The sequence below is a fragment of the Microvirga arvi genome (assembly GCF_016892765.1).
Taxonomy (GTDB): Bacteria; Pseudomonadota; Alphaproteobacteria; order Rhizobiales; family Beijerinckiaceae; genus Microvirga; species Microvirga arvi.
Window position 1 is genome coordinate 1 of record NZ_JAFEMD010000085.1, and the last position, 16,747, is coordinate 16,747.

The 16,747-nt window shown below is 59.8% G+C and carries 16 protein-coding genes; 9 read left to right on the forward strand and 7 right to left on the reverse strand.

The features are described from left to right. The 3 genes from ILT44_RS27615 to ILT44_RS27625 all read right to left on the reverse strand — a co-directional run. Positions 1-581 (reverse strand): hypothetical protein (locus ILT44_RS27615; RefSeq protein WP_204242820.1); only part of this gene is annotated, 581 nt, incomplete at its 3' end. A 390-nt stretch (positions 582-971) separates the two neighbouring features. After that, positions 972-2,312 carry an adenylate/guanylate cyclase domain-containing protein gene (locus tag ILT44_RS27620; RefSeq protein ID WP_204242821.1) on the reverse strand — a complete coding sequence of 447 codons (1,341 nt, stop codon included), beginning with the start codon at positions 2,310-2,312 and terminating at the stop codon, positions 972-974. Between the two features lie 192 nt (positions 2,313-2,504). Further along, complete coding sequence (locus ILT44_RS27625) at positions 2,505-3,350, reverse strand: HD domain-containing protein (RefSeq protein ID WP_204242822.1); 846 nt, start codon at positions 3,348-3,350, stop codon at positions 2,505-2,507. Positions 3,351-4,786: 1,436 nt separating this feature from the next. Here ILT44_RS27625 and ILT44_RS27630 point away from each other — a divergent pair. Beyond that, positions 4,787-6,049 carry an aminotransferase class V-fold PLP-dependent enzyme gene (locus ILT44_RS27630; protein ID WP_204242823.1) on the forward strand — a complete coding sequence of 421 codons (1,263 nt, stop codon included), beginning with the start codon at positions 4,787-4,789 and terminating at the stop codon, positions 6,047-6,049. 28 nt (positions 6,050-6,077) lie between these two features. Continuing rightward, positions 6,078-7,103, forward strand: a complete 1,026-nt coding sequence (locus ILT44_RS27635; protein WP_204242824.1) for a zinc-dependent alcohol dehydrogenase — start codon at positions 6,078-6,080, stop codon at positions 7,101-7,103. A 28-nt stretch (positions 7,104-7,131) separates the two neighbouring features. On the opposite strand, the gene ILT44_RS27640 is transcribed toward ILT44_RS27635, so the two are convergent. Beyond that, positions 7,132-7,458 (reverse strand): ATPase inhibitor subunit zeta, encoded by a 327-nt coding sequence (locus ILT44_RS27640; RefSeq protein ID WP_204242825.1) that lies wholly within the window; start codon positions 7,456-7,458, stop codon positions 7,132-7,134. Between the two features lie 43 nt (positions 7,459-7,501). Further along, positions 7,502-8,851 carry a family 1 glycosylhydrolase gene (locus ILT44_RS27645; protein WP_204242826.1) on the reverse strand — a complete coding sequence of 450 codons (1,350 nt, stop codon included), beginning with the start codon at positions 8,849-8,851 and terminating at the stop codon, positions 7,502-7,504. Positions 8,852-9,388: 537 nt separating this feature from the next. Between ILT44_RS27645 and ILT44_RS27650 the strand changes: the two genes are divergently transcribed. Together ILT44_RS27650 and ILT44_RS27655 are read left to right on the forward strand one after the other, a co-directional pair. Beyond that, positions 9,389-9,652 (forward strand): hypothetical protein, encoded by a 264-nt coding sequence (locus ILT44_RS27650; RefSeq protein ID WP_204242827.1) that lies wholly within the window; start codon positions 9,389-9,391, stop codon positions 9,650-9,652. A 624-nt stretch (positions 9,653-10,276) separates the two neighbouring features. Further along, positions 10,277-11,266, forward strand: coding sequence for a 2-hydroxyacid dehydrogenase (locus ILT44_RS27655; RefSeq protein ID WP_204242828.1), 990 nt, complete (start codon positions 10,277-10,279; stop codon positions 11,264-11,266). 31 nt (positions 11,267-11,297) lie between these two features. Here the strand turns inward: ILT44_RS27655 and ILT44_RS27660 are convergent, their stop codons facing one another. Both ILT44_RS27660 and ILT44_RS27665 read right to left on the reverse strand, forming a co-directional pair. Further along, on the reverse strand, positions 11,298-11,528 hold the full coding sequence (locus ILT44_RS27660; protein ID WP_204242829.1) for a transglutaminase-like cysteine peptidase: 231 nt from the start codon (positions 11,526-11,528) through the stop codon (positions 11,298-11,300). Between the two features lie 34 nt (positions 11,529-11,562). Further along, the gene (locus ILT44_RS27665; protein ID WP_204242830.1) at positions 11,563-12,264 is read right to left on the reverse strand and encodes a FadR/GntR family transcriptional regulator; all 702 of its coding nucleotides are present in this window, start codon (positions 12,262-12,264) and stop codon (positions 11,563-11,565) included. A gap of 171 nt (positions 12,265-12,435) precedes the next feature. Between ILT44_RS27665 and ILT44_RS27670 the strand changes: the two genes are divergently transcribed. The 5 genes from ILT44_RS27670 to ILT44_RS27690 are packed head-to-tail and all read left to right on the forward strand — an operon-like array spanning position 12,436 to position 16,541. Continuing rightward, positions 12,436-13,431: an ABC transporter substrate-binding protein gene (locus ILT44_RS27670; protein WP_204242831.1), complete on the forward strand. Its 996-nt coding sequence runs from the start codon at positions 12,436-12,438 to the stop codon at positions 13,429-13,431. A gap of 10 nt (positions 13,432-13,441) precedes the next feature. After that, positions 13,442-14,275, forward strand: a complete 834-nt coding sequence (locus tag ILT44_RS27675) for an ABC transporter permease (protein ID WP_239468586.1) — start codon at positions 13,442-13,444, stop codon at positions 14,273-14,275. 1 nt (position 14,276) lies between these two features. After that, positions 14,277-15,074 carry an ABC transporter ATP-binding protein gene (locus ILT44_RS27680; RefSeq protein ID WP_204242833.1) on the forward strand — a complete coding sequence of 266 codons (798 nt, stop codon included), beginning with the start codon at positions 14,277-14,279 and terminating at the stop codon, positions 15,072-15,074. A gap of 10 nt (positions 15,075-15,084) precedes the next feature. Beyond that, complete coding sequence (locus ILT44_RS27685) at positions 15,085-15,837, forward strand: ABC transporter permease (RefSeq protein WP_204242834.1); 753 nt, start codon at positions 15,085-15,087, stop codon at positions 15,835-15,837. Beyond that, entirely contained in the window at positions 15,837-16,541 is a 705-nt protein-coding gene (locus ILT44_RS27690; protein ID WP_204242835.1) for a fumarylacetoacetate hydrolase family protein, read from the forward strand. Before ILT44_RS27685 ends, ILT44_RS27690 begins: the two co-directional genes overlap by 1 nt. The last annotated feature ends 206 nt before the right edge of the window (positions 16,542-16,747 follow it).

Genomic DNA, 16,747 nt, shown 5'->3' on the forward strand with positions numbered 1-16,747 from the left:
GCGGTTCCGGTAGCGGCGTTCGCCGCTACGCTCGGGCTGAACTGAGAACCGCCGCCGGTCAGGAGCGTAGGAGCCGACGACGTGTTCGCGGCGGGATCGAACACGGCGTATTCGATGTCAGCCGACCCTCGGGTGAAGAGCACGAGGAATCGCCCGTCGGCCAGTCGCGCGAGGTCGGGCTGCGAGAAATTGACACCGCTTTCGAAGATGATGCTGGTCGCGCTGCTCGTGCTCCCCGGAGCGAAATTGTCCAGGCGGATGTAGGTCGTCGTGGATAGCACGTTGTCCCGGAAGGCGCCCACGAAGCCGCCGTCCGCACGGGCGGCGAGACTGACGTCGTCCTGAGCGCCGAGATTGATTGCGGTCGAGAAGGTGTTTCCGGTCGGACCGCCGTTTGCGTCGAAATACTGGAAGAAGATGTCTGGGTTGGCGCCGTTGGGCCTTGTATACCCCACGACGTATCCCCCTCCTGCAAGACCGGTGACGTCCGGCAGGGTTTCACTGCCGGTTACCCCGTCGAAGCCGCCCGTGTTGAAGTTGAGCTGCCGCTCGGGACCGACATAGGTGACGTTTCCGGCCATTTTTCTTCTCCACCCGGGACTGATCTCTGGTCCGCGGCAACGTCCCGTACTGTCGCAGGGCGCAGTGTCGTCGAGATGGCACGTCGTTCGAGATGTTGTCGGCGGCCTTCGGCTAGCTGCAAGAACTAGACTACGCGCTCACAAGAAAATCGACGGCTCTGAAACGGACACTCGTCACTGAAGACTGCGCAGTCGACCGAGCAAATCGATGCATTCGGTCTGGCGCTCCTCGCCGGGCTCATCTCACCCAATCATTGTCTGTGAGAGAGTTACGTGGCTAGTTTCAATAATGCTTCAAAACTTCCAAACCCGCCAGCGCTCTCTTGAGGTAAGACTGCATGTCGAGAGCGACCAGAAATAGCCTTCGATTGAGGGACCCTCAGGATGGACTCACGCCAATGGACGAGGCGGCTGAACGGCTAAGACCGGATCGGATGGCGTAAGGATCCGGATTTCCCCGGACCTGCCTCTTGGAGATTCGCGGCTGATCTCGCGCCATTCTCTGCTCTCCCCGGCCCGTGCGACGGTCGTGTCCGAGGCCAATAACGGCACGGCAAACCGCTTGGTTGCCTGTTCGATACGAGCTGCAACGTTGACCACATCGCCCAACACCGTGAACTCCAATCGCCCCGATGCACCCAACACGCCGCAGAAAACCATTCCCGTGTGGAGGCCGATACCCACCCGGACGGGCGGATGGAGGTGCCGCTTCACGTTCCAGCGTGCGATCAATCTGACAATCTCCTTGGCACATCCGATGGCGCGTCTGGCGTCATTCGGCTCGGGCTCAGGAACTCCGAAGATCAGGAGCGCTCCGTCGCCGATGAACTTGTCGACGATCCCGCCATACGCCTGGGCGGCCTGCATCACCCGACGACGAAAAGCCGAGACGAAGATCGATAAACGTGCCGGATCCATGTGCTCGGCCAAGGCGGTCGAGTCCCGAAGGTCGACGAACAGCACAGTGACCTCCTGCCGCCGGCCACTCCGCCAAGCCTTGAGAGTGTGCCCCACCATGAGAGGGGCGATCTCGGCCGGCAGGAACCGTGCCAGGCTCGCCCGCTCCTCGGCTTCTCTCACCGCACGATCCAGCAGGCGGCGGGCCCGCAGCATGACCAGGGCAGTGACCGCGCCGATCAGGGCCAGGATCAGGGTCCGGGTCAGGTTGGCTGGCAATGAGAGAAGATCGACAGCGCCAAAGGCTGCAAGCATCGCTTTATCTGCAGGTCTCAGGAAGGTCCTCGTTTCGAAATCTGCGGCGACCAGCCCGAGTCCGATCACCAGCAGACCTGTGGCCCACAGTTGAACGCCTGGACGATAGCGGAGGGCGCCAGTGGCGAGAATGAGGGGCGCGGCCCAGATGGCTGGGACCGCGGCGATCCAATTGCCCACGAGGTGGGCGTCGCGCAGCGTGACACCGACCAGCAGGAGGATGATGGCGGCGTCCCCGGTCGTGAACGCGAATGCCATCCATGGCGCGTACCGCCCGCTACGTACCAGCACGAGGGATGCCACACCAAGTGTCCCTAAAGCCCCCACGGCGAGCCCGGCCAGTCCGAGCTGCCTCAGAATGTCCAGGTCGCCCGCGACCGCTGCGATCCTGCCCGAGATCAACAGGCTTCCCGCCAACGCCAGGGCGAGCGCAATGCGAACCCAGGCCGTGGTGAGCTCAGCCTCATTTTCCGCGTCCCTGAGGAGGGGAGTGATGGCGTCTGCGCGGAGATCGTCCATGTGCGTCACCATTCGCGAGGCCGATGAGGCCTTGCATTCTGTCTCTAGGGCTCATCCCGCAAATCGACTTTCGGCAGCAACTGCCGCGCGGTATTAATCAAGTGGTCTCTACGCCATTCCCTGGCTACCGAGGGAGCCTGCGGATCAGATCTCGGCGCCTATCCCAGACCATCTCTTGGCTGCTTGCGACGGCTATCGCTGCGGTCCCATCAGAGCGAAAGCGTTCTCGGCGCAGAAGACATGGCTGTGAAGGTTGGCGATCCATTGCCGGCCCGCCGCCGTCACGTTCAGATACCCTATGGCCTCCTCCAGGTGGGGCGAGACGCTGGTCCAGTAAAAGTCGGGATAGCGCTCGACCAGATCGGCTGGCGAGGCGTAGCCGAGTTGGCGGTTCAGACCGATCTCTTCAAATTCGTGAAACAGGGCATTGGCCTTCTTCAGGTAGAGCGGATCGCCGAGTTGCCCGATCAGGTCAGCCGCCTGGACCAGCCGACCCTCTCGATCGTCCGGTGAATTCTCCAGGGGCTTACACACGGGGAAGCGCGTGAACTCGACCGCGCGCGCCACCCGTTCGGCGTCGAGCAAGGGCGAGCCTGCCAGACGCTCCATAACGAAGAGCTTGGAACGGTCGACATGATAGGGGGCGAGCGCCGCATCCGATGCCCCACGCGGCAAGGTCACCGTCGCCCTATTGCTATCGACGACGTACCGGTCCTTGCCGTCGCCTGTCAGGATGCCGCGGACATAACCGATGTCATGCAGCAGGCAGGCGACGATCAGGTGCCCGTAGTCGTCCGGCTCCAGGCGCTCGCTCAGTATGCGGCCATGGAGGATATCCCGCCCAACGAGGGTGACCAGAAAGGTATGCTCGATGTTGTGATAGAGGGCATCGCTCTTGCCGAGGCATTCCAGCGCCATCCGCGCGGCGCCGTCGAGCCGCTCGGCCTTGTCCTGATGGGCCGACCCGAACAGGCGGCGGAAGTCGCTCGCGATATGCTTCCCGAGCTCGTCCGCCATGATCGCAGGCATTGTCATCATGCAAGCCTCCCGATTGCGGCCCGTTGCTGGTAAGAGCCCCGGTCATGGCAGCGTCCTGACGAGGGCGAGGCCGGTAGGCTGAAGCTGCCCATATTCCATAGCTAACGCGGAAGGCCGCGCATCGGCATTGCGGCTCCCCCGAAGGTGTCGTTGCGGATCGCCACTGCCTTTCCGTCAGGCGTCTGCTCGCAATTCTGATCCCTTGCCTGTCAGGGATATGCCACCGTCCAGCAGGCATCCCAGGTCGAGGGCTCATGAGCGGATCGGAGCGCAGTTGGGCACAGAACACCGTGACGATTACATTAGTATGGTGCGGCATTCCCGCTTGATCGATGGGGACAATTCCTTGACAGTTTGAGCCGCAATGCTCCGCTTTGCTAACAAAGAGGGGCTACGCGTCTGTCTGAAGGCGCGGACCTAGCAATTTCCAGTTAGAGCAGCCAGGGCTCGTGCGGAAATGGATCTCGCCCGCCAGGTCGTTTTAGGCTAGCCCCCAAGCACCGCTTCTGATCATCGCCGCGCCTAGCTGGTTCCTCGAGATGATTCACTATTACCTAAGTTACGGTGGATCCCATTTTGCAGTGCGCCGAACGATAAACGGCGATAGAATTGGTTATACCTCTCCCGCTGGGACAAGGCGTGTCTTCTGGGGAGGGCTCAATCCGCGGTCATTCAGGGAGAGTGCGCGTGGATGCTCTCTGGTCACATATGACGCCCCAGGATTGGATCGTGTTGGGACTGATTGCCATGGTGCCTGCACTGATGGTCGTCGCGATCTGCTTGATCCGAAGCGAGGTGAGGCAGAGCACACGCCAGGCTCCCGTCGAGCCCCCAAGATCCAGTACGACGCCACTCCGGTTGAAGACAACCGAGGCCCAACGTGAGCAGTGGCGCACGGGGAGGCCACGACACCCGCGGGCCATCGTGGATCTGGCGGATGATATCGAAACGCTTCTGAAGTGGGTCAAGACTGGTGGCTAGATTGGGGCCAAGTAACGACGCTGCCTGGATCAACGACAGGGAAGCCTGGGGAAGTGTTTCGGCCCTACGCTGGGATGAGGGGGCAGGGGGCTTCGCCTTTAGGGGGTAGCGCGGGAGCGATATGCCGATGGCACAAAGTGTCAAGAGATTGTCCCTGCTGGTCAAGCATGCAGTCCGGCACGGACTAGGATGGGTCTGGAAGGGCCAGAATGCACTGAAGGACAAGTAGGCATGCATCGCTTGCCAGAATTCGCCAGTGGTGTCCTCGCGCAGTCAGGCTCTCATGAACACTCGTGATGATCTGTATCCTGGCCAGAAGAAACGGAACCGTCCGAGGATATGGGCGGATTGAACCCTCGGGAAAACGGAACGGCCGGGCGAGCCGAGAATGGCCAATATGAGCTCAGATCTAAGCAGTCTGGATTAGGGGCCCCGTAATCTCCAGGGAGCCGGCCATGCCGCTTTCAATCACTCGCAGGTCCATTCTCCAACAAGCAGGTGCAGTGGCGGCTTTCGCTGCCGCCGGAGGTGCCCTCCAGAACATTGCGCATGCGCAAGCGACCGCTGGCGAAGATTATTGGGAACTGGTTCGCCGTCAGTTCATCTTCCCCGAGACGGCCGTTCCGATGAACTGTGCCAATTTATGCCCTTCCTTCCAATCCGTCGCGGACAAGGTCGAGACGCTGACGCGGGTCGTCGACTACGATGTGTCCTTCAACAACCGGGCTCAGTTCAATGAGACCCTGAAGGAGTCGCGGGCAAAGGTGGCAGCCCAGATCGGTGCGGCGGCGGACGAGATTGCGCTCACGCGGAATACCTCCGAGGGCAACAGCATCATCACCAACGGCCTTGACTTCCGGCCAGGCGACGAAATCGTCATCTGGGATCAGAACCACGTCACCAACAACGAAGCCTGGGACATCCGGGCCAAGCGGTTCGGTTTGAAGATCGTCCGGGTCTCGGTTCCCAAGGTGCCGGAGAGCGACGAGCAGGTGGTGGAATTGTTCAGCAAGGCTTGCTCGGACCGCACGAAGGTTCTCACGTTTACCGAGGTCTCCAACGTCAGTGGGCTCAAGCTGCCCGCAAAGAAGTTGGCGGCGATGGCGCGCGAAAGGGGCATCCATTGCCATGTCGATGGCGCCCAGAGCTGGGGCGCCTTGGTCCTCGATGTCCACGGCATGGATTGCGACTCGCTCGCAGCTAGCGCCCACAAGTGGTTCATGGGCCCGAAAGAGCTCGGCATCCTCTACGTCCGCAATGGCCGGGCCCCGCAAATCTGGCCCAACACCATTGGCTACACCGGTGACATCAAGGTGGAACTGGATCTCCAGAACGCGCTCAAGTTCGAAACCTTGGGCCAGCGCGACGACGCAGCGGTCGCGGCACTCGGCGAGACCGCCGATTTGCACGCCCAGATCCGCCCGGAGCGGGTTCAGGCCCGGGTCACGGAACTCGCGAGCTTCCTGAAGGCAGGGCTGAAGGATGCAGGTGCGACACTGGTGACCCCGGAAAACCCAGCTTTGAGCGGCGGAGTGGTGGTCATCGAGGTTCCGAAGGACAAGCAGAAGACTGTGGTCGATACCCTATACTCGAAGTTCGGCATCGCGGCCTCGACTACCGGGGGATTGCGGCTCTGCCCGCACATCTACAACACTCGCGCCCATGTTCAGCGGGCCATCGACGGCGTCGCCTCCATGCGGGAACTGATCAAAATCTAATTCTGACACTGCAAATCGGGAGGAAGCTATGGTCAGAACAATGAAGGCCGCCGTCGTCCGCCAGTTCAAGCAGCCCTTGTCGATCGACGAGGTGCTGGTGCCGGAGGTTGGTCCTGGCCAAGTCCTCGTCAAAATAGAAGCGTCTGGGGTATGCCACACGGACTTGCATGCTGCGGACGGCGACTGGCCCGTGAAGCCGAGCCCGCCCTTCATCCCGGGGCATGAGGGGGTCGGCACCGTCGTTGCATTGGGCATCGGAGTGACCGCGGTGAAGGAAGGCGACCGGGTTGGGGTGCCCTGGCTGCATACGGCCTGCGGACATTGCAGGCATTGCCTCGGTGGGTGGGAAACTTTGTGTAATGGGCAGAAGAACACCGGTTATTCGGTCAATGGCGGCTTCGCCGAGTATGTGCTCGCCGATCCGAACTATGTCGGCCATCTGCCCGACCGTCTCGATTGGAACGCGGCCGCCCCGATCCTCTGCGCGGGGGTCACGGTCTATAAAGGCCTGAAGGAAACTGAGACCAAACCAGGGGACACCGTCGTGATCTCCGGCATCGGCGGGCTCGGCCACGTCGCCGTGCAATACGCCAAGGCGATGGGGCTCAACGTGATTGCCGTCGATATCTCTGACGAGAAAGTGGCGCTCGCCCGTGCGATGGGAGCGGACGCCGCGATCAATGCGAGAACAACCGATCCAATCGCCGAGGTCAAGGCACTGTGCGGCGGTGCCCAGGGCGTGCTCGTAACCGCCGTATCGCCCCAGGCCTTTAGCCAAGGCCTTAGCATGCTCGCCAAGGGTGGCACGATGTCCCTCGTTGGACTGCCGCCTGGCTCGTTTGCGCTCGACATCTTCGACACGGTTCTTATGCGTAAGACCATCCGCGGGTCGATTGTCGGCACGAGGCTGGACTTGGCCGAATGCCTGCAATTCGCGGGCGAGGGCAAGGTCAAGGTTCACTACTCGCTCGAACCCATGGAGGCGATTAATGACATCTTCAGCCGCATGCGCGACAACAGGATTGACGGCCGCGTCGTGATGACGATCCATTGATCAGGATGCGACTGATTATCAACCAATCTCATCGCGACATGAGGTTGCGCGCGAGCATCACCGCTGCGGCATCGGGGGATCCTCCTTTGGCGGTTGGCATGAGCTTCCCGGCCTTGAGCATGAGCTCGGTCATGACGTGCAGGATCTGCTCGTCCGATTGGACCACGCCGGCGGCGTCAAAATCCTTGCGGATCTTGCTGAACACGTCGCTGCGCTTTGGATCGACCGTGCCCCTGGCGAGAGCGTCCGCGTAAGTATCTGCATCCTGGCCCGTGATGCCCAACTTCTTGGCGGCCCACCGGCCGAGGAGCTTGTTGCGGATTATCGTCGTCTGCACATCGTTGGAGTCGATCATTCGAGTTCTCCGATCGCTGGTCATTGCACGGAAGGCAAGTCAACTAGCTCCTGAGTTCCGGCTTGGTCTTCAGCTCATGGCGCAAGTACCGGCGCCAACCCTCGCGACGCCGGGCCGCCACCGGTTCGTCGTACTCGCTCGGCAGCATAACCGGCACGAACAGACAGACGCTCTGGGTCGGCAGTACCTCGCGCCACTGGGAGAGAAGCTTCTTGAACGCTACTCCCACCGGTCTGATGTTGCGATCGAGATCGTACAGTCCACGCGGGTTGACCTTGCCCCGCTGTTCACGCAGGGCGATATCCCAGTCGATCTGATCCGTGAGCGAGTACCAGGTGAAGCCGACGATGGGCACACGGTTGTTGCGCACGCGCAGGACGTTGGCCCATTGCTTCCAGAGCCAGTCGACGGCCTCGTCACCCTCGTGACCCTGGTCGAAGTTGGTCTCGGTGTGCATCACGGGCAGGCCATAGCGGTCGTGATACTGGCGTGTGATCTCGTCATAGCCGAAGACCTCGCCTGCGGGCAGGATCCCGCCGCGGTCATCCACCCGGTGCTCGTTCGAGTGATAGAAATCGTTGCCCATGATGCAGTGGTGGCGCAGGGTATTGTCCAAAAAGAAATGGTATTCCTCCCGGGTCATGCCGTTATCGAGCAGGTACTCGTGCATGTGCGAGTTGACGGGGTATCCGTAGTTCAGGTCGAGCGACAGGAACCGTCGCGCGTTGTAGAACTCGGCGGACTTGATCGCCTGCGGATTGTCGGCGTGGAAATACTCGGTCGACTCGCTCTGGATGAAGATCGCATCCGGACGCTCGTCGAGAATGGCATACATGGCCAACACGTTCGCCTTGGCCATGTGCTTGAGCGCGGTGACGAAAGCCTTATCGCTCTTCAATTGCTCGTTCCACCAGCCGAAGGCGGCCGAGAACTGGGCGCAGATGAACATCTCGTTGACCGGAGTGTAGAACTGGACCCAGGGGAAACGCTGAGCAAAGGCGCGGGCGTACTCGGCAAACAGCTCGGGGAAGTCCGGGTTCTGGAAGTCGCCGATCCAGTCGGGAACGCCGAAATGACATAGGTCGACGATGGGAATGACGTCGCGCTCTCTCAGCCAAGCGAATGTCAGATCGGTGAACTCCCAATCATATCGTCCCTGACCGAGGAAAGTTTTGTGCAGCGGGGGGCCATATCGCAGGAAGCGGATGTTCAGGTCCCCGAGGAGTTCGAAGTCCCGCTGCCACTGGTCATAGTGACCGCACTCCTCCATCTGGTCCCGGCGCACGCGGCCGTTCTGGATCGTGGGATAGCTGTTTTCGATGCCGGTCGCGAACAGGAAGAGTGTGACCCTGGTAGGTTGGCGGTCACCGTCACCGTGGGAAGGATCTCTCATGATGCTCCTCGTCGGTTTCTCAGCCGAGGCAAGTGGGGGCCCTGAGCCGGGCCTAGGGCGGCCCGCAGTAAAAGAAGAACTCGAGGGTCTCGACAGTGCGGCAGTGATCCTTGAGCAATATTCTTGCCCTCTTCCAGCGGCCGCTAGTATCGCATGAATCGAGTAGCCTGCTTGACCTTTTGGGTCATTCATTCGGCAAATTGTGACCGATGTCGCGGTTCGGGTCCCGACTGAGATGTGGGCCTAGCAGACCCTGTGATCTGATTAGGCTGATTACCGAACGTCGCTAGCCGTAGCCTGTGGCGATGAGCAACACTGCCTGAGTTTTAAGGGCTGCTGTAATGGGTGCCGGCCCCGGATCTTCGGCCTTTGCTCAAGGATCGAAGATCAACCTGAAAGTAAGGCAATGTATAGGTTTAATTTTGATCGCAAATCTGCTTTGCTTTCTGCTATGCTTGAAGCGAGGAACGTTGCTCCATATGGTCGCATTCCGGGCCTGATGGGGGCTGCCATGCCGTCCCATGAGGGAGCAAAAGGATGTGGGTTCTGATTTACATCTTCTCCTACTCCGTCAGTCCCGCGGCTACGAATGACCGGGCAGAGTGGAGACTACTCCCAACGGTCGTCTTCCAGGAGTTTTCCAGCGAGGAGCGGTGCAAGGCGGCAAAGTCAAAAATTGAAGCCACGCTAAAGGAGGCAGGGGACAAGTTGAAAAGCGGCTTGGACGACCTGAAACGAGCAGGCGCGGCTGACCCAGCGCAAATTATCATCGCTTACGATGTGGAATGCCTTCCAAAATAACGGCAGCGAGGGTCAAAATCTCCCGCGCCGGCCTAGCGCTTGTGCAGTCGTCTGCCGCTGATCCGCGAGTGCAGAACCAGGCATAAAGAGCAATGGGGGCGGCTATGATTTCCTTTCGACGGCCTTGAAGAGGACGGTCGGGAGTACATGCAGCACGATGGCAACGGTCTAACGACAATAAATGCCAAGCGCTTGTCCCAAATGATCAAGCAAGTACCCCAAACAGAGCACAATGTGTCCTTGCCCATGTCAGCCCACCCCGCGCCCTGCCATGCACCTGGCGGCGAAATGGAGGATGGCGATGAACAAGCTTCTCGCGTCGGGGGCGCGGCTATTGTGCGACCTCGGTCCGCACCTGCGCCTTGAGCAGCGCGGCTCCGGTCGGGACCGGGTGCTCCTGCCGCACCTTAGGAGGCAGAGCCCGCGGCTCGGTCGTGGTAGGGTACTGAGCTCAACGAAACTAGGGGTGTCTATTCGGTTGGGTTCGGTGCGCATGGCCTGAGATCGTCCGACGTGTTCGGGCCCTTGAATGGGCTAGGCGAATTGATGGACTGACCGAAGCATTATGATGTCCACAGAACCGTGACTTGTGGAGTTGCGGTGCCTCACTAAGGAGGGATGCAAATGCGGACTGCAATCTTCAGCACGAAGAAGTATGAACGCATGATGCTCGATGAGCTGAACGCAAGTCATGACCATGAGTTCGTCTATTTCGAGACGGCCCTCGGGCCCGGTACGGCATCGCTCGCGGCAGGGTTCCCGGCCGTCAGTGTCTTCGTCAACGACTCCGTCGACGCCCATGTTCTGAGTCATCTCGCCACTGGTGGTACGAAGCTGGTTGCGACACGCTCCACCGGCTTCAATCACATCGACTTGAAAGCCGCTCGGGAACTTGGTGTCAGGGTTGTGCGGGTCACCCATTACTCGCCGAACTCCGTGGCCGAGTTTGCGGTCGGCCTGCTCCTCGCGCTTAATCGCAAGATACACAAGGCCTACAACCGCACGCGCGAAGGCAATTTCGAGCTTGACGGCCTGATGGGCTTCGATCTCGTCGGTCGGACCGTGGCTGTGATCGGTACTGGCAACATCGGGACCATCTTCGCGCGGATCATGATCGGATTTGGCTGCACCGTGCTCGGATTCGACGTGCACCGCTCACCCGAGTTCGAAAGAATCGGTGGCCGATATGTCGAGGCCGAGGGCATTGAGGAGGCGGACATCATCTCGCTGCATTGCCCCTTGACCCCTGATACCCACCATATCGTCAATGCCCGCGCACTCGCCCGCGTGAAACGGGGCACGGTCTTGATCAACACAAGCCGCGGCGGCCTCGTCGACACTGAGGCGGCGATCGAAGCGCTCAAGACCGGCCAACTCGGCGGGTTGGCGATCGATGTTTATGAACAGGAGGCCAATCTGTTCTTCAAGGATCTGTCGAGTACCGTAATCCCGGATGACGTGATCCAGCGCCTTGTCTCGTTCCCGAATGTGATCCTGACCGGGCATCAGGCGTTCTTCACACGCGAGGCCCTGGGAACGATTCTGGAGACAACGCTTGCCAGCATCTCGGATTTCGCCGCAGGCCGCCCGCTGACAAACGAGATCAAGATGTGATCGCCGAAGCCTTATGCACGAGGCGACAAGATTAGCGATCCGCCGTGGCGACAGGTGGCGTGAAGACTCTACCAAGCGAAACCCATGTCAATCCCGTTCCAACCTCACGCTGCAGGTAGATGTAGCCGGTCCGCCGCCACGGCAGGACAGCATTCCGCTTGTTGTCGAGGATGAAGTTACTGCGGCCGGTGCGTACTATCATGACCGCGATGGGTGCACTCTCCTCACCAATGCAGACAGGCGCGAGGAGCGCATCAGCCACCTGAAGGGTCATCCGGGATGCAGGTGCTCTAGTATTAGTCAGGTTCACTCGACTGCCGCGCCAGAAGGTTGTGCTCTACGCTCCGCAAATGTGCGCGCATCGCTGCGGCGGCGCCGTTCATGTCACGATTTTCGATGGCCGTTATAATCGCCTCATGTTCGGTAAAGCTGTGATGGTCAGGCTCCGGCTTGACGGGATTAGATCGCAGCCTGCCCCAGGTTACGGCTCGACGTAGGGCGTTGAGCATATCGAAGAGCCCAAGAAGCGGAGTGTTCTGGGTGGCTTCGGCAACGGTGCGGTGCAGACGTGTATCCCAGGTCTCATACTGTCGCCAAGTCGCGGCTTCACGGGTCCTGGCCTGGCACATCCTCAATTCGGCAAGATGCATCGGTGTTGCGGTCAGTGCCGCCGCCCGTGCGATCTCGGGCTCGATAATCAACCGAGCGCGCATCAGTTCGGCCGGATTGGTCCGCTTAGCCAAGGCAGCGATGTCCGCAAGGGTATCCACAGGCCGGTTCCCGATGAATGTGCCTTTGCCGACATGGCGCCAAATTTGCCCTTCGGCCTCGAGAGTTCCGAGAGCCTTCCTCAGTTCGGTCCGCGTAACACCAAGTGCCGCCGACAGATCCCGCTCTGGGGGGAGGCGTCCATCCTCAGGGAGTGCGGCTTGCGCAAGGTAGGCTCGCAGGTGGGTCACGACGCTCCGATTAGATCCCGCGTCATCGAAAGCTAGCATCTCAGTCTCTCAACCAATCCGAAATTGGTTGGATCTTTTAATCAACGTAACAGCATAGTCAAGGACAATAATGCTTGACAGTCCCGCGCCCAATTGCAACCAATAAGATATTGGTCGTGCAAAGCGCGGCTATAACAAGCGGATAAACCGCCGCAAATAGGGAGTTTTGAAATGTCCAGAAGATTGGCAAGTCTGAAAGCCGGTACTGCTGCGCTCGCGATCGGCGTCGCGCTCATGGTGTCGAGCGCGGCTGAAGCGGCCAAGGTTCGTGTAGTCTATGGCGACATCCCAAGCGTTGAATCCCTGCATCTCTTGGCGGCCTTTGAGCGCGCCAAGGAAAAGGGTGTCGATATCGAAATGACCTATCTGAAGTCCGAAGATATCGCGGCCCAGGCCGTCGTCGGCGGGCAAGCCGATATCGGCGTCGGCGGTCCTTATGCGCTCGTGCAGAAGGTCAAGGCGCCCATCCGCATGTTCATGCAGCTTTCGACGCTGCGTTTCTATCCGGCGGTGAACGGCGAGTTCTACAAGACCTGGAAGGATCTGAACGGGCAGGAGGTGGCCGTCCACTCCCGCGGTTCCGGGACGGAAGCCATCATGAAGCTGATGGAGCAGCGCCAGGGTATCAAGTTCTCCAAGATCAGCTACATTCCTGGCGCCGAGGTCCGTACCGGTGCTTTGCTTCAGGGCAACGTCAAGGCTTCCATCGTCGACTCATCCGGCCGCCGCTTGCTGGAAACCCAAGCCCCTGGCAAGTTCATCATCCTGCCGCTCGAGGGTGTGAACGCAACTGACGAAGCGCTGTTCGCCAACACGAATTTCCTTGAAAAGAACGCCGCAGATGTCGACAAGATCGTCGAGGCCATTATCACAACCTGGCGTGAAGTCACGGAAAAGCCGAGCGTCGTCACGGAGTGGCGCGCCAAGTACAAGCTGCTGCCCGACCTCCCTGCGGCCCAGGTGAACGAGATCGGCCCGTACTTCGAAGAGCTCGCGAAGGGTAAGGCATTCCCCCTCAGCGGCGGTGGCGCAGTGGCTGCAAAGGATGACTTTGCCTTCTATACCCTCTCGGGTCAGCTCACCGGTGAGCCCGCAAGCCTCAAGGTCGAGGACTTCTGGGATACCCGCCCGCTGGATCGTGTTCTGGCGAAAGTTGGCACCAAATAAGGTGGCCAAAATGATGGCTTCCTCCCAAGTGAACGGCCCCGCGCGGGCCGTCCATTCGCCGGCAGGTTGGGGCTTGAGCCTCGGCCGGCTGTTCACGCAACACCCGATTGCCTCGAGAGTGGTCTCGCTGGGGCTCTTCTTTTTGATGTGGGAGATCGCTGGGAGGGTGCCGATCAGCTATGCCTTTCCGACGTTTCTGGAGACACTCTCTGCGTTTGTCACAATGCTGTTCGATGGAAGCCTGTTCGTTGCTTATGGCTCGACGTTGCAGCCTCTGATCATCGGCATTGCCATTTCGGGGGTCGTCGGGGTAGCGCTCGGCATCGTGATGGGTTTGTCACGCACGGCTGAATGGCTTGTGGCGCCTTTGTTCATCGTCCTGCAATCGGCCCCGATGGCAGCGCTCATTCCACTTATCACCTTTGTGTATGGAATCGGGCTGGCAGCAAAGACTCTCGCCGTCATCATGCTTGCATTGCCGGTTATCGTCCTGAACGGCTACAAGGCGGTGCGGAATGCCAACCCTTCGCTGGTGGCCATGTGCTACTCGTTTCAGGGCACAAAGCTCCAGCAGATCGCCAAGATCATCATTCCGGATGCCAGTCCCGTGATCTTTGCCGGCCTGCGTCTGGGCCTAGCTGCCGGGTTCATCGGCGTCATTCTGGCCGAGCTCTTGATCACGCCAACCGGGATCGGCGATCTCATCACCTACCACCGCTCAGTGGCCAATTATGCAGAAATGTATGCCGCTGTCGTTTCCATCATTCTGGTCTCGACCCTGACGCTCGCAGCCTTGGAAGCATTCGAGGTGCGCGTACTTCGTCCGGAGAAGAGGAGAGGCTGACATGACTTCATCTACTGCTTCTATCCATGCTCTGCCTCAAGCTGATTCTGCTGCTGTTGAGGTTCGAAGCATCTCTAAGAACTACAATGAAGTCGAAGCGCTGCGTTCGATCGACCTCGACTTTCCCCGAGGCAAGCTCACGACGCTCCTCGGCCCGTCAGGTTGCGGCAAGACCACCTTGCTCAAGATCATTGCAGGTCTGATCGAGCCGACCTCCGGCGAGGTGCGGGTCAACGGCAAGCCCGTCACTGGACCTGGACCGGAGCGCGCCTTCGTGTTTCAGGATTTCGCCCTGATGCCTTGGGCGACAGTGATGCGCAACGTGGCTTTCGGGCTTGAGCTGAAGGGAATGGGCAAGGCGGAGCGCCAGTCGATTGCCCGACACTATATCGCCGAGGTCGGTCTCACCGGCTTTGAGGATAAGTACCCGCACGAGCTCTCTGGCGGCATGCGCCAGCGCGTCGGACTTGCCCGCGCCTTCGCCGTCAATGCGGAAGTGCTTCTGCTGGACGAGCCGTTCTCGGCGGTTGATGAGCAAAACCGCCGCAAGTTCCAGGAAGACCTGCTGCGGCTGGTGGAGAAGGAGCGCAAGACCTTCATCTTCGTCACGCATAGCATCGAAGAGGCAGTCTACGTATCGGATCGCATTGTGCTCCTGTCACGCCGGCCGAGCCGTGTCTCGCAGATCATCGAACCGAAAGTTGATCGCACAGCCTCACCCGACGCCATCCGCCGTGATCAGGGTTATCTCGACACAGTCGAGGAGATCTGGCAGGGCCTCAAGCACTACGTGGATTGAGGAGGCAGCCATGACACTTTACGGTTATCGGGTGCCGATGATGGCATCGCTCCTGGTCTGGTGCGTGATTTGGGAACTTGTCGGCCAATCCGGTCTGATGTTCCTGGTTCCGCCTCTTTCGGCTGTGCTGGTAGCTGGCTTTGCCATGGTGCAGACCGGCACCTGGCAGTCGGCCGCAATCATCACGTTGCACAGTTTTGCGGTCGGCATGGCGTTTGCCATCGTGGTCGGCATTACTCTCGGTGTGCTGATGGGGCGGTTCAAGGCGGTGGACGAACTGTTCAGCATCTGGGTCAACATCTTCGTCAGTGCGCCGCTCTCGGCCCTGGTTCCGGTGTTGATGATCCTGTTCGGCATGGGCGAGACGACGGTTATCGTCACGGTCTTCCTCTTTGCAGTATGGATCATCGTGTTGGATACGCGAGCAGGCATTCAGCATGTGCCGAAGTCGCTTATTGAGATGGGGCGCTCCTATGGTGCCTCTACCTTCGCTCTTTACGGAAAAATTGTTCTCCTTGCCGCACTGCCGGAGATCCTTGCCGGGATCAGACTTGGTCTAGTGCGCGGCGTAAAGGGTGTGGTGATCGGTCAGCTTTTGGTGGCGATCATTGGTTATGGCGAACTGTTTGAGCTTTATTCACGCAGCTTTGACATGGAGAACTTCTGGGCGCTGACGATCATCCTCTTCGCTGCAGCGATGCTGATGTCCGCGGCCATCGAATATATCGAGAAAAAAGTCGACTATTACGCAGGAGTAAGATGATGAATGCACCCCTCGCCATGACTGACTACGTCGTTCAGCCGGCACCTATTGCAACCTTGCCTGTCCAGGGTAGCGATAAAGTGTTCCCCATTCACCGCATTTATTGCGTGGGCCGCAACTATGCCGAGCACGCGATCGAGATGGGACATGACCCGTCCAAGGAGCCGCCGTTCTTCTTCCAGAAGAACCCGGACAACCTCGTGACCGACGGCAAGTTCCCGTATCCGAGCCAAACATCGGATGTGCACCACGAGATCGAAATGGTAGTAGCCTTAGGCAAGGGCGGTACGGACATTCCTGTGGAAGCGGCCCTTGATCATGTCTTCGGTTATGGCGTCGGCCTCGACATGACCCGTCGCGACCTCCAGGGCGAGGCCAAGAAGCTGGGTCGTCCCTGGGAAGTCGGCAAAGCGTTCGAAGCCTCGGCTCCCTGCGGCCCGCTGGTTCCCGCGAGCGGAATTGGCCACCCCACCTCAGGTGCGGTCACGCTCAAGGTCAATGGTGAGGTCCGTCAGAAGGGCGACCTTAATCAGTTGATCTGGAAGGTTCCGGAGATGATCTCATATCTTTCCGGTCTCTTCACCCTTCAACCCGGCGACATCATCATGACCGGTACGCCCGCCGGCGTCGGTGCGGTTGTGCGTGGTGACGTTCTCGAAGGCTTTGTCGAGGGTATCGGCAAGCTCGAAGTCGTGGTCGTCTAGGCTACGGAGCCCGCGTATGTGACATCGAAAGGCGGGCAGGGGACTTCAACAACACCGCAGCACTTCGTGCTGCGGTGTCATTTTAGGGCGGGACAACCGCCAGCGTCTAAATCAATCAGGAGCCACACGTGGCGAAGATCAAGGTTGCCAATCCGGTCGTCGAACTCGACGGCGACGAGATGACCCGCATTATCTGGCAGTTCATC